This is a genomic window from Pseudomonas sp. FP1740 (genome assembly GCF_030687165.1).
GTDB lineage: Bacteria > Pseudomonadota > Gammaproteobacteria > Pseudomonadales > Pseudomonadaceae > Aquipseudomonas.
Map to the genome: position 1 here is coordinate 3,922,385 of NZ_CP117461.1, position 13,204 is coordinate 3,935,588.

The 13,204-nt window shown below is 60.8% G+C and carries 9 protein-coding genes and 2 pseudogenes; 9 read left to right on the forward strand and 2 right to left on the reverse strand.

Annotated features, from left to right (window positions below; genetic code table 11):
* Positions 1-9: 9 nt before the first annotated feature.
* The 3 genes and pseudogenes from PSH69_RS17550 to PSH69_RS17560 all read left to right on the forward strand — a co-directional run bounded on the left by PSH69_RS17550 (position 10) and on the right by PSH69_RS17560 (position 2,231).
* On the forward strand, positions 10-1,257 hold the full coding sequence (locus tag PSH69_RS17550; RefSeq protein ID WP_305409249.1) for a TIGR02270 family protein: 1,248 nt from the start codon (positions 10-12) through the stop codon (positions 1,255-1,257).
* Between the two features lie 61 nt (positions 1,258-1,318).
* Positions 1,319-1,569, forward strand: a pseudogene (locus PSH69_RS17555) (LysE family translocator); the annotation flags it as partial.
* 161 nt (positions 1,570-1,730) lie between these two features.
* Entirely contained in the window at positions 1,731-2,231 is a 501-nt protein-coding gene (locus tag PSH69_RS17560; RefSeq protein WP_018927751.1) for a helix-turn-helix transcriptional regulator, read from the forward strand.
* A 57-nt stretch (positions 2,232-2,288) separates the two neighbouring features.
* On the opposite strand, the pseudogene PSH69_RS30285 reads toward PSH69_RS17560, so the two are convergent.
* A pseudogene (locus tag PSH69_RS30285) lies at positions 2,289-5,955 on the reverse strand (AAA family ATPase).
* A 353-nt stretch (positions 5,956-6,308) separates the two neighbouring features.
* Here PSH69_RS30285 and PSH69_RS17580 point away from each other — a divergent pair.
* Both PSH69_RS17580 and PSH69_RS17585 read left to right on the forward strand, forming a co-directional pair.
* Entirely contained in the window at positions 6,309-7,301 is a 993-nt protein-coding gene (locus PSH69_RS17580; RefSeq protein WP_305409250.1) for a response regulator, read from the forward strand.
* Positions 7,302-7,342: 41 nt separating this feature from the next.
* Positions 7,343-7,708: a response regulator transcription factor gene (locus PSH69_RS17585; RefSeq protein ID WP_019578533.1), complete on the forward strand. Its 366-nt coding sequence runs from the start codon at positions 7,343-7,345 to the stop codon at positions 7,706-7,708.
* 4 nt (positions 7,709-7,712) lie between these two features.
* Here PSH69_RS17585 and PSH69_RS17590 read toward each other — a convergent pair whose 3' ends face one another.
* A complete protein-coding gene (locus tag PSH69_RS17590; protein ID WP_204125122.1) occupies positions 7,713-8,645 on the reverse strand; it encodes an AraC family transcriptional regulator in 933 nt (310 codons plus the stop codon).
* Between the two features lie 584 nt (positions 8,646-9,229).
* On the opposite strand from PSH69_RS17590, the gene PSH69_RS17595 reads away from it, so the two are divergent.
* The 4 genes from PSH69_RS17595 to PSH69_RS17610 all read left to right on the forward strand — a co-directional run bounded on the left by PSH69_RS17595 (position 9,230) and on the right by PSH69_RS17610 (position 13,163).
* The gene (locus PSH69_RS17595; protein WP_305409251.1) at positions 9,230-10,579 is read left to right on the forward strand and encodes an MFS transporter; all 1,350 of its coding nucleotides are present in this window, start codon (positions 9,230-9,232) and stop codon (positions 10,577-10,579) included.
* Between the two features lie 98 nt (positions 10,580-10,677).
* Positions 10,678-11,370 (forward strand): fumarylacetoacetate hydrolase family protein, encoded by a 693-nt coding sequence (locus PSH69_RS17600; RefSeq protein ID WP_138867309.1) that lies wholly within the window; start codon positions 10,678-10,680, stop codon positions 11,368-11,370.
* 43 nt (positions 11,371-11,413) lie between these two features.
* Positions 11,414-12,172, forward strand: a complete 759-nt coding sequence (locus PSH69_RS17605) for an SDR family oxidoreductase (RefSeq protein ID WP_305409252.1) — start codon at positions 11,414-11,416, stop codon at positions 12,170-12,172.
* Between the two features lie 34 nt (positions 12,173-12,206).
* Complete coding sequence (locus PSH69_RS17610; protein ID WP_305409253.1) at positions 12,207-13,163, forward strand: 2-hydroxyacid dehydrogenase; 957 nt, start codon at positions 12,207-12,209, stop codon at positions 13,161-13,163.
* Positions 13,164-13,204: the final 41 nt, after the last annotated feature.

Genomic DNA, 13,204 nt, shown 5'->3' on the forward strand with positions numbered 1-13,204 from the left:
GAGGGTCAGATGGTTACCCTTCACGCCGAGGAAGCCTCTTTCCTCACCATGCTTCGCGGCTACGCCGTACGCGCCCCGCACTATGACCTAGAGGAGCTGCAGAAACTCGACCAGCGCATCGAGGCGCACATCGACGGCCTGGCCATCGCCGGCCAGACAGGCTACGACACCTTGCTGGCTCAGCTCGACCCGCACGCCATCGGCGAGATGTTCGCCAGTGCAGTACTGGCCTTCGAGGCGGGTAACGCGCAGGTGTTGTCACGGCTCAGCCAGCATTTGCGCAGTGCCGTGGACACAGAGCGCGGTTATCTGATGGCCTTGGGTTGGCTCGACTGGGAGTGGATATCGCCCTGGATCGACCGCATGCTCGCCTCCCCTGAACCCCTGTTCCACCGCCTCGGCCTGGCCGCCTGCGGCATGCACCGCCACGACCCTGGCCCTGCCCTGCTTACCGGACTTTCCCACGCCGACCCAAGCGTGCTGGCACGTGCCGCCCGCACTGCCGGCGAGCTGCGTCGTCGTGACCTGATGCCGACAATTCGTGCCCACCGTCTACACCCGGATCCAGCCACGCGCTTCTGGGCCAACTGGGCCACCGCACAGATGGGCGATGAGCACGCTCTGGAACCGCTGCGCCAGTTCGCCGAGCAACCGGGCGAGTTCCAGTACCGCGCGCTCTGCGTATTGCTGGCCTGGCAAAAGCGTGAAAACAGCATCGCCTGGATACGCCAATTGATAGAGAACCCTGGGCAACAGCGCATCGGCATCCAGGCCATCGGGCTGCTGGGCGACCCGTTCAGCGTGCCCTGGTTGATCCAGCAGATGAGCGACCTGCCTCATGCCCGCGTCGCCGGCGAAGCCTTCAGTCTGATCACTGGCGCTGACCTGGCGCTGCTCGACCTGGAATTGCAGGACCTGCCGGATTTCGATGCCGGCCCGAACGACGATCCTGAGGACGCTAATGTCGCCATGGACCCCGATGAAAACCTGCCCTGGCCCGACCCGCAGTTGATCGCCGCCTGGTGGCGGGCCCATGGAGGCGATTTCCAGGCGGGCGTGGGCTATGTGCTGGGGCTACAGCAGAGCGAGAGCAGTTACCGACGCGTCCTTGTCCAGGGCCAGCAACGCCAGCGTATTGCGGCCGCCTTCGGCGTTGCTCGCTGGCGACCGAACGAAGTGCTGTTCCCCACCAGCGCACCCGCCTGGCGGCAAAAGATGTTGTTGGGGGAGCCAGCGTCGCCCGTTCGGCGCCTCTGAGGTTTTGCCAAAATAGAATGCAGCCCCTAAGCCAGGCAGCTTGGAAATACTTAAATGGTTGGGCCTTTTCGTGCTGGCATTCATTCCGCAGTTTGTCGACCCGCACCGCGGCTCAGTGAGTATCCAGATGCAGGTGTACGGCGTGTGATTTGCTGTACTTACGGCAGCTGGATTCGCGCTCATGGGCGCTTTCGCCACTACACTTTCCGGTTTTCTACGCCAGCGGCCACGACTTGTGAATGGTCTGACGTGGGGGCAGGAATGACGTTTGTGGCATCGGGGGTATCGATCGCGGCGCTCAGCCAAAAATAGAGCAAGGGACTCGCCCCGCTGAGCACCCTACGCGCGCCCGCCTCGTATGGCTTTAATCACCCACGCCGATCGGTCGCGGCGTTTCATAATTCTTAAGGTTTGATTAAGGACTTTAAAGGTCGCCGGCGGACAGACTTTCCCTAACGATCAGGAGAGCCGCCATGAACCCGCAATCGGTGAATTCAGACCATCCATGTGAACTTGCGAGACCGCTGGGCGCCCTGTCCAGCTGGCAAGAGCGCCGCGCCAAGGAACTGATGCTGCGTGATATGGGCAGTTGCGTTCGCATCAGCGAGATTGCCGAACACTGCAACCTTTCGCGCAGCCATTTTTCCCGGGCGTTCAAAAAAAGTACCGGCCACTCACCCCAAGGTTGGCTGGTGAGGATGAAAATCGAAAAAGCCAAAAGCCTGCTGATCACCTCGATGCCGATCACCGACGTCGTCTATGAATGCGGTTTCGCGGACCACTCGCATTTCACCCACACCTTTAGCCGGCTGGAAGGGATGACACCCAAGGCCTGGCGGCGGGCCGTTGATCACGTGATCACAAACCGACGTCCCAACACACCAATGATTGATCGAGACATATCCGACAGGAGAATCCCCGATAGCGTGGTCGACGGCTTGCGACAACTTCGCGCGCAGGCATTGCACGCGTGAACTGATCGAGGCCAACAGAACGAACTCCTCCCCTTTGGCCGCTCATGCGGCCTTTTTTTATCCGACGCTGGCCGCCGCGATCGGCAGATTGAAACAGATCCTGGCGCCCTGATCGCTGTCCTGGACCACCAGCGTCCCGCCGTGCGCACCGATCACTGACCTGCAGATGGCCAGCCCCATCCCCATGCCGCTGCCTTTGGTGGTGTAGAACGCATCGAAGATTTGCTCGCGCTGTGGTGCGTCAATTCCCGGCCCATTGTCCTGGAAGCAGACTTGAACATGATCGTCCTTGACCGCTGAGCCGATGATGATGCGTCCATCTGGCAACCCGGCTCCGGCAATGGCTTCCTGCGCATTGGTGATCAGGTTGAACACCACTTGCTGGATCTGCACCGCATCGACCCAAACCGGGCATTGCGCATCAAGCCGGGTTTGCAGTTGCACGTTGCGGTTCGCCAGATCGGTGGCGGTCAGGCGCACGACCTCACCGATCAACTCGTCGATCTGCACCGGTCGCCGTTGCAACGGCGCCTGTTTGGCGAGCGCGCGAAGTGCCTGGACAATATCGGCGGCGCGGGCGCTGTCTGAGCGAATGTCTTCCAGCCCCTGAATCGCCTCTTCCAGATCGGGCTGATCACGCTTAAGCCAGCGCAGGCTCGCCGAGGCGTTAGACAAGATGCCCAGCAGCGGCTGGCTAATTTCATGGGCAATCGAAGCAGACAGCTCGCCCATGACTTTAAGGTGCGAGCTACGCGCCAGTTCTGCCCGGGAACTGCGCAAGTCCGCTTTCATTTGCGCACGCAGTCGGGTGTCTTCGACCAGCTGCGCATACAGCCTGGCGGTATGCAGTGACACGGCGGCCTGGGAGGCGAGTATTTCCAGCATGGTCAGGCGCTCGGCGCTGAACAGCTTGGGGACCAGGCTGTTTTCGAGATAGACCAGACCGATCAATGTGCCTTGTCTGAGCAACGGCAGGCACAACATGGAACGCGTCTGGCGCTGTAGGAGGTCGGCGCTGTAGGCCTCGGGACAATCTGCCCGGGCATCGTCGAGCACCAGAGTGTTGCGGGTGCGCTTGCTGGCGTTGAGCACCGAGGCAGGCGCCATCTGTTCGAGCGGTGCTGAGCAACTCCATGGCCACTTCGACAAGCGGGTCATCGGCCTTGGGCAAATGCACCAGATCGGCGATTCGGCGCGCGCCCACGAGTGCGCGTACCTGGGCAAACACGAGGCTTAGCTGATCGTGCGAGGGCTTGCGCTGCAGGGGAATATCCAGCAGGGCCAACCCGGTCAACGCCTCGGTTATGGCACCCTCGTAATCGGAGTGCAACGTGCGCAAGGTGGCCCGTAACCGATAGGTTTTCGCGCGGTCGAGCGCTGTGGTGGCGTGATTCAGGCAGTCGTCGAGGCGGCGTTGGGCGCTGGCCAGATCGGCCAGCAGCATGTCACATTCGGCAGCCAGCCATTGGGTGGCGAACGCCTGAGTGTAAAGGCTCGACCAACCGGTCTGCCCGAGCAGACGCTCGGCCGTGCGCAGATAGCCCACGGCCTGCTCGACAGCCGCGGTGTCCCTGGCACGTTCGGCAGCTTCGACCAACAGCTCGACGAACGCGGCACGGCGATGCGCCTCCAGTTTATCCACGTCAATACGCTGAACCTGGCTGGCGACTTCAAATACACGCTCATGGATCTGCTCACCCCACTGATCAAGCATGGCGACGGCGATACGGGCATGCTCGGCGGCGCGTCCCGCTGGCGCAGCAAGCTGACAGGCTGCCTCAAGTACACGGTCGTGGGGAAACACCAGTTGCTCACGCTCACGCAACAGAAAACCGGCATCGACCAGACTTTGCACTTCACAGTTGATCTGTTGCTGATCACACGGTAACAACCGGTGCAGCAGCGATTCATCACAGCGCCCGCCGACATATCCGGCCGTGCGCAACACTTCGCGTTCCATCGGTGCCAGCCGTTCGAATCGCTGCACCATCAAGTCCGCGACGTTATCGGCGTAACGGTAACCATCCACCTCCTCCTGGTTCCAGACCCAGCGGCGACCGTGCACGTCGAAGCACACCAGACGTTCATCGATCAACGCGCGCAACACCTGGCTGATGAAAAGAGGGTTGCCGGCCGTCTTGTAGTGCACGACTGGTGCGAGCGACTCGATAGCCTCGGGGTCGGTGTCCAGTTCAGCGGCGATCAGTTCCGCGACTGCTGGCACCGATAATGGACCCAGCATGATGCTTGCACAGGGTAACGATTGCCCATGCTCCAACACCTGCAGCAATCCACCCTCACGCTGGAGGGACTGCGATTCGGCCTCACGGTAGGCCAGAATGAGCGCCAGATGCCGGGGCGGCCGGGCTATGAAGGCTTGCAAGAACGACAGCGTCGAATCATCGGCCCACTGCACGTCATCTACGAATAGCACCAGGGGTCGCCCCGGCTGAGCGAAGACTTCCAAAACATCGAGTAGCGTTTGATTGGCGCGATCAAGCGCATGCCGGGCCGGCATGTTCGGCAGTTCAGGCGCGACACCGATGACCAGCTCGGCCTCGGGCGCCAGCTCCGCCAGGAGTTTGCCCCGTCCCTTGAGGCGTTCGATCAGTTGCTCGCTCAGCGTCTCCAGTTCCAGAGCCGGCTTGCCCAGCAGTTGGGTCATCAGCGACTTGAGGATCTGTGCCAATGGCGCGTAGGGAATTTCCTGCTGCAGCAGATTGCTCTTGCCGCTGGCCCAGTAGCCGGGCGCCAGGGGCCGGACACCCTGGTGGATCAGCGTCGACTTGCCGGCACCCGGCGCGCCACCGACCAGCAGGACCCGGGCGATGCCATCGCTGCGCACCTGACTTATCTGCTCGATCAACTGCATGCGTTCAGCCTCGCGGCCGAACAGGACATCACCGCGGGCCGCAGAAGGCAACGCATCGAAGGCGCCCAGCCGAAACCCATCAATGCGCTCGTGTTCCAGCCACTGCTGTTGGCACCAGGCCAGATCCGCGGCCATCGACTCTGCGCGCTGATAGCGGGCACCCGGTTCCTTCGCCAAGCCTTTGAGCAGCACTTGGCAGATGCCTTCCGGCAGATCGGCAACATGGATTGCCGGTGATTGCGGTTGCACGGCGGCGTGCACGTGCAGCCATTGCGAGAGGTCGCGGGCGGTGAGCGGCAGTCGGCCGGTCAGCGCTTGATAGAGGATTACGGTCAGGGCGTAGATATCGCTGCGCGCGTCAAAACTGGCGGCATCGCGCCGTACCTGTTCGGGCGCCAGGTACGGCCATTGTTCCAGACCGGGCAATTCAGCGGTGGGCACCTCTGCGGCATGACTGTGAAAACCCAGGAGTCTCACCGAATCGACGGTATCCACCATCAGGTGATGGGGCAGCAGGCTGGCATGGCGCACACCCGCGTTCTGCGCGCTGGCCAGCGCGTTGGCCGCCGCCACGGCGATGGCCAACAAGCGCCCCAGCGGCAGCCCGGCGTCACCGATCAGATCCATCAGCGGCGTCCCCGATGCGGGATAGATCAACAAGGGCCCCTCGGCCGAGCGGATAAACGCGACAGGTGCAATCGCCCATGCCGGATCCAGGCGCAGATGAAAATCGCGCTCCAGCCGCTGGCACGTGGCGGGCAGCTGAATCGGCGCCCTGGCGGCAAGCCAGTGTGTGCCCGACGGTCGGTCCTGAAGCGTGAACCAGGTCAGGTCATTTTCCCGGCGCAGCATGGAGAAGGTGCAGCGTTCCAGCCAGGCTTCATCGTGGACGACCTCAAGACTGCGGGAACCGGATGATGAGAGAGGACGGCTGGACATGAACAATCACCGCTGAAGATTCGTTTCGGGCTGAGCCCTGGAGTATACGCAAGGCTCTGGCCCAACGGCTGCATGCCGGTAATCCTGTCCGTAATCGGCACCATGATGGCTGTCGTGCTGCCCCGTTGCCGATGGTTTTTGCGCACTGAAATCACGGTGTGTTATCCCTCGGGATAATTGCATTATGCGGGGCCGTCCCCTAGCGTGTACCTCTGATGAATCGATGCTCCGGCGTCACTCTCCATCCACGCAGTGCAGAGGAACGCATGATCCGACTCGGCCAAGCCACTATTTCCCTGGAGCGACGCGAAGCCTTTCTTGATGGACGGCCGCTGCGTGTCGGGGGCCGGGCGTTCGAAATCCTCTCGGTGCTGATGCACGCCGATGGCCGGATTGTCAGCAAAGATGAATTGATCACACAGGTCTGGCCCGACACCGTCGTCGAGGAAAACAATCTGCAGGTGCAGATTTCCTCACTGCGCAAGTTGCTCGGTGAAAAAGAACTCATCCAGACGGTCCCGCGCCGAGGTTACCGATTATTGAAAAAACGTGAACCGCCCCTGCCCCTGTTCCATCCGGTGGCACCGGGCCCTTTGGCGACCGAGGATCAGGAGACGATCGATCCTGATAGCGTGCCGGTGTTCATCGTCGACGATGAAGCGAGCGTGCGTACAGCTCTCAGCCGACTGCTGCGGGCTGAAGGCATCGCGCACCGGATATTCGCCTCGGCCGAAGAATTGCTCAACGCTGACCTCGACACCGGCCCCGCTTGCCTGTTGCTTGACGTCAGTCTGCCCGAAACGACAGGCCTGGAACTTCAATCGGCGCTCGGACAGCGCGGGCATCCGTGGCCGGTCATTTTCATGACCGGTTTCGGCACCATCTCGATGTCGGTGCAGGCCATGAAAGCAGGTGCGGTCGAATTCCTGACCAAACCATTCAACGACGACCAGTTGTTGGACACCCTGCGCGCCACCCGTCAGCGTGCAGCGACGGCGTTCGAGCAATGGCAACGCATACAAAGCGCCCGTCAAAGGGCTGCCCTGTTGACCCCCCGTGAGCGCGAAGTGCTGCCGCTGATCGTCGCGGGTCTGTCCAACAAGCACATCGCCAACCAGCTGGGCACCAGTGAAGTCACCGCCAAGGTCCATCGCAAACACATCATGGAGAAGATGCAGACACGCTCGCTGGTCAATCTGGTCAAGCTGTATGGCTTGATCAGCACGGAGCCAGCGTTTGGCATGCAGGGTTCTTCATGACTACGGAGACTGGCTGCGCCTCCGAATCATCCCGTAGCGCCATGATCATCGTCTGCATCGTGGACGACGATGCGTCCGTACGCAAAAGCCTGGCCAATCTGCTCCGGTCGGCCGGATACCGTTCTCGGGTGTTCGCCTCGGGCGAGGAATTCCTGGCCCTCGAAAACTTCGATGACGTTGCCTGCCTGCTGTTGGATCTGAAAATGAACGGCCTGTCAGGGCTGGACGTCATGCGTGCGCTGACGCTCAAGGGCCGAAAGTTTCCAGTGATTTGCATGTCGGCACACTGGGATGAAGCCACACTGGCCGAATCCAGCCGCTATGAGCCCATCGAATGCTTGCGTAAACCCTTCAACGGCGATGCCTTGCTAAGCGCCGTCGAGTTTGCGCTGCAACGTGAGCGATGAACAATCACGTGTTGGACGGTGATTGCGGCGTATCAGGATTGAGTTGCTGACGCCTGAATTGCCCTGGAGGCTGGCCGTGGATCTGGCGGAAGCGTCGCGAAAAATAAGCCTCGTCAGCGAAACCGCACAACCTCGCCACCTCCCCCACTGGTCGTGTCCCATTGAGCAAATAATTGCGTGCCGCGTGCATCCTGCGCTCGAGCACCAGCTCAGTGAAGGTCTTGCCGATTTCCTTGCGCAACCAGTGCGTCAGGTACGTCGGTGACAGGTAAGTCGCAGCAGCCACCTTGATCAGGTTGAGGTCGGGATCGGCAATGTTCTTGCGCAAGTATTCGGACATCCTGCTCAGCGCATCGCGTCGGCTGACTTCGGCGGCATTCTCTTCGGCCAACCGCTTGAGCGGCTCGGCGTACAAGGCACAAACGCTCCCCACCAGTTGCAGCAACAACCCCTTGAGCATCTCGCGAGTGCCGAACTGACGGTTTTCATCGAGCACGCGCATCTGTTCGATCAGGGCACAGACTTTGCTGAAATCTTCATCGGCCAGAATGAAATCCAGATGCTCCTGAAAGCGGAACGGCGACAACTCGGGTGCCAGCAGAATCGAGACCTCCTCCAGGTCCATCGGGTCGCACTGCAAATGCGGCAACAGGAAGGTCTGGGAAAAGTTGATCACCATGAAATTGCTGTCGGCCGGATGCGGAATCACGTGCACGCGATGCGGCAGGATGAAGGCCAGCGTGTTGCGCGGAAACGGCCGCTCGACATTACCGATGTGCTGCACGGTATCGCCACCGAGGTTGACCTGGATCTGGAAATACTCATGGCGATGCGGGCTGGTTTCGGCGCGCCGGCCCTTTTTGTCGCGGATGTAAAAGTCCGTCAATTCGCTGCGTTGCTGCATGACATAAGTGGGTACTCGACTCGGTGACGACATCGCCTGAGGATCCTCGACAGGTACATGGACAGGTTGTCGTCGCGCCGCGACGCAGGCGGCGACCGCAGTGATTGTGAAGGCAGACACCGCCGGCTTCAACATGTCATAGGATGACAACGAAACACAGAGAATTAATTGTATCCGTGTGTGATGTGTCGCCTGTCCAAAAAACCACGAGCACGCAAAAATATTTAATCTTTTAAAAACATCAACTTATGAATCGAATAAAGCATAACGAAGGAAATGAGCTGATTTGATTTTTCTTGGACACCTGCATTGATCGTCTTTTACAGGAGAAAAAACGATCTAACGCCTCCGTTGATTTTGAGAAGTTGTACGACCACTGTAACAACCAATGCAGCCCGACCCTTCCAATAACAATCAAAAGGTGCGCTCGTGATGAACCTGCTTTTTTCCCTCGCCAACCCTCCCCCGACCGAGCCAGTCCGAAGGCGTATCTGAGCGCCTGACAGTAGCTGTCCGCGCCCTCATTCAAGTAGCGATTGCCCTGCCCCGGCACTGGGGGCATCGGCTTCGGCTGCGCGCGAACATCTCGATTCTCCTAACAATAAGAAGGTCTACCCATGTCGAATTCGCAAACCTCCCCGTCCACCGCGCCGTCGGTGAGCGCCGGCGCCCGGGACGCCCTGTTGCCTCAGCGACTACCGACGCGTCGGCGCTGGTTCATGCTGTCATTGCTGCTGATTGCGACCATCATCAACTACATCGACCGCGTAAATATCTCGATTGCCGCACCGTTCATGGCCAAGGATCTGGGCCTGGACAAGATCGAAATGGGCCTGATTTTTTCCGCGTTTGCCTGGACCTACGCACTCGCCCTGGTCCCCGCCGGGTTCATCGCCGATCGCTTCGGTTCCCGGTTCACCTACGGGGTGTCGCTGATCAGTTGGTCGACGGTCACCGTGTGCCAAGGCTTTGCCACTGGGTTCGCTTCGCTGTTCGGGCTGCGACTGGCTGTCGGCGCCATGGAAGCTCCAGCGTTTCCGGCCAACAGCCGAGCGGTCACGGTGTGGTTCCCGGCCCGTGAACGGGGCCTGGCCAGCAGCATTTACGTGTGCGGCCAGTATCTGGGCACGGCATTGTTTACCGGCATGCTGTTATGGCTGGCCACGACCTATGACTGGCGCCATGTTTTCTACAGCACCGGGATACTCGGCATTGTGTTTGGTGTGATCTGGCTCTTCGTTTACCGCGATCCGCTGAGCTGCAAGAACGTCAGCCAGGAAGAACTGAAGTACATCGAAGCCGGGGGTGGACTGGTCAAGAGCAGTCAGGAGCGCACCCGGTTCAACTGGCGGCAGATCGCCGAGCTGTTCAGCTATCGGCAGATCTGGGCGATTTGCATCGGCAAGTTCGCCAGCACCTCGGCGTTGTACTTCTTCCTGACCTGGTTCCCGACGTACCTGATCGAAGAACGCAAGCTGACCATGATCAAGGCCGGGGTCTTCGCCGTGCTGCCGTTCGTAGGTGCAACGGTCGGCATTCTGCTGGCCGGCATCGTCTCCGACTTGCTGATCCGTCGTGGTTACTCAATGTCCTTCGCTCGCAAGTTGCCATTGGTGGTCGGCTCAATGCTGGGGATGTCGATCGTGCTGGTGAATTTCACCGACTCGAACGTGATCTGCATTGCAGTGCTGACCATGGCCTTCTTCGCCCAGGGAATCGCTTCGTCGTCGTGGGCGGCCGTATCGGAAGTCGCGCCCAAGGAACTGATCGGCCTGACCGGCGGGGTCACCAGCCTGGCCGCCAACATCGGCGGGATCGTCACCCCGATCGTGATTGGCGGCATCGTCCACGCGACAGGCTCGTTTGCCTACGCCTTCTGGTTCATTGGCGGCGTGGCGCTGATGGGGACCTTGTCCTATTCGTTGCTGCTCGGTCGCTTGTATCGCATCGAACTCAAGGCGCGCTGAGCCAAGAAACCGTTTTTCTCCAACACGAGGCGGCTTTCGTCCAACTTTGCAAAAGATTGCCGCCGTACGCTGACGCTTCAAACAGGACGACAACAAAAATGACGATGACCGAGTACGTGTTTACCCCGGACCTGCCCGTGACCTTGCCGGTTGCCGCCAGCCAGCAACGCTTTCCCGTTGGCCGAGTATTTTGCGTCGGCCGCAACTACCCTTGGCCAGACACCCAAGGCCAGTCCCGCCAGCCGCCGGTGTTCTTCATGAAACCGGCGAGCAACGTGGTGGATGCGACGGGCGAAGTGACTTTCCCGCCATTGACCGAAGAGTTTGTCCACGAAATCGAATTGGTCGTGGCCATCGGCGAAGGCGGCGCCAATATTCCGGAGAGTCAGGCGCTGGCCTATGTCTGGGGCTATGCCGTCGGCCTTGACCTGACCCGCCGTGATGTCCAGCGTGCGGCCAAAAGCAATGGCTTGCCGTGGGAAGGTGCCAAGGTGTTCGACGGCGCCGCGCCGATGACCGCCATCGTGCCGGTGACTCGTGCCGGACACCCGGACGGTGATTTGTGGCTGAACGTCAACGGCGAAGAGCGCCAACGCGACAGCCTCGACAGCCAGATCTGGTCGGTCAGTGAAATCATCAGCCGCATCTCGCAATCGGTAGCGCTCCGGGCCGGTGACTTGATCATGACCGGCAGCCCGGCGGGCGTCGATGTGCTGCAACCGGGCGACATCATCAATGCCGGGATCGACGGCATCGGCCAACTGGAAATGCGCGTCGGTCAGCGACCTTGAACCCGACGTACGCTCTCGTGAATTGAAAAAAGGAGATAACAACATGTCCAGTCCTTTGAAAGTGGCCCTGGTCACCGGCGCCGGCAGCGGAATCGGCCGCGCCGTGGCGCTGGCTCTGATGGCAGACGGATTCACCCTGGTGTTGGCCGGTCGCCGAGCGGAGCCTTTGCAGGCCTTGGTCGAATTGGCGCTCAGCGAAGCACACGAAGCGTTGGCGGTGCCCACTGATGTACGCGACCCGGCCAGCGTCGATGCGCTGTTTGCCACCATCACCGAGGTATACGGACGCCTCGACGTGGTGTTCAACAACGCCGGGGTCAACGCCCCTGCAGTGCCGCTCGATGAGCTGACGTTCGAGCAGTGGCGAAACGTGATCGACACCAACCTCAACGGCGTTTTCCTCTGCGCCCGTGGAGCCTTCGCACTGATGCGCCGGCAACAGCCACAGGGCGGACGCATCATCAATAACGGCTCGATCTCGGCGCATACCCCACGCCCCTTCAGCAGCGCCTACACCGCCAGCAAACATGCGGTGCTGGGGCTGACCAAATCCCTGGCCCTGGACGGGCGTGAATTCAACATCGCCTGCAGCCAGATCGACATTGGCAACGCCCTGACCGAAATGTCGGTGCGCATGACCAAAGGCGTGCGCCAGGCCAACGGCACCATCGCCGTGGAGCCGATGGTGGACGTCAAACATGTGGCCGATGCCGTGCGTTACATCGCCGGCCTGCCGCTGGAAGCGAACGTCCTGAACATGACCGTCATGGCCAGTGCCATGCCGTTTGCCGGTCGCGGTTAAACCGGCCTTCTTAATTCCGCTACACGAGGTTTACATGAAGCCAGAAGTCTTGCAGCTCAGCCCGATCCTGATCCCTGAAATCAACGCGCGGCTCGATGAGCTGTTTACCGTCAGACGTTACTTCCAGCAGGCCGACAAGCAGGCGTATTTGCAGGAACACGGCGCGAACATTCGCGGGGTGATCACCGGCGGGCATACCGGGATCAGCCAGGCGCTGATGGCGCAACTACCGAAACTGGAAGTGGTGGCGGTCAATGGCGTGGGTACCGATGCGGTGGATCTGGCTTACGCCCGGGATCGCGGAATCCGCGTAACGGCAACCATCGGAGCGCTGACCGAAGATGTCGCCGACCTGGCCATCGGATTGTTGATTGCCGTGTGCCGGGGTCTGTGCACCAGTGATCGTTATGTGCGTTCGGGCCAATGGCCCCATAGCCCGACGCCGTTGGCTCCGTTGCCGTTGGCACGTCAGGTGTCGGGCATGCGCATCGGGATCGTCGGCATGGGCCGGGTCGGCCGTGCCGTGGCGACCCGGGCCGCGGCGTTCGGCTGCCCGATCAGTTACACCGATCTGCAGCCGATGAGCGACGTGAACCACACGTTCATCGCCGATCTGAAGCAGTTGGCCAGCAACAGTGATGCACTGATTCTCGCGGCCGCTGCCGACAAGGCTGAAGCCATCATCAATGCCGAGGTGCTGCAGGCGCTGGGCAAGAACGGGTATCTGATCAACGTGGCGCGCGGCAAGCTGGTCAACGAGGTCGATCTGGTGACGGCACTGGCCGCTGGAGAGATCGCAGGTGCGGCGCTGGATGTGTTTGTCGATGAACCGAACGTACCCGAAGCACTGTTTGGTAACGAGAACGTGGTGCTGCAGCCCCATCGCGCGAGTGCGACGCTGCAGACTCGCACGCGAATGGGAGAGATGGTGGTGGCGAGCCTGGTGGACAGTTTCGCCGGGAGAATACCGCAGGGGTCTGTGACTGACTGAACGTTGGCCGCCGAGGAGACGTTGCGTCCCCTCGGCGGTTC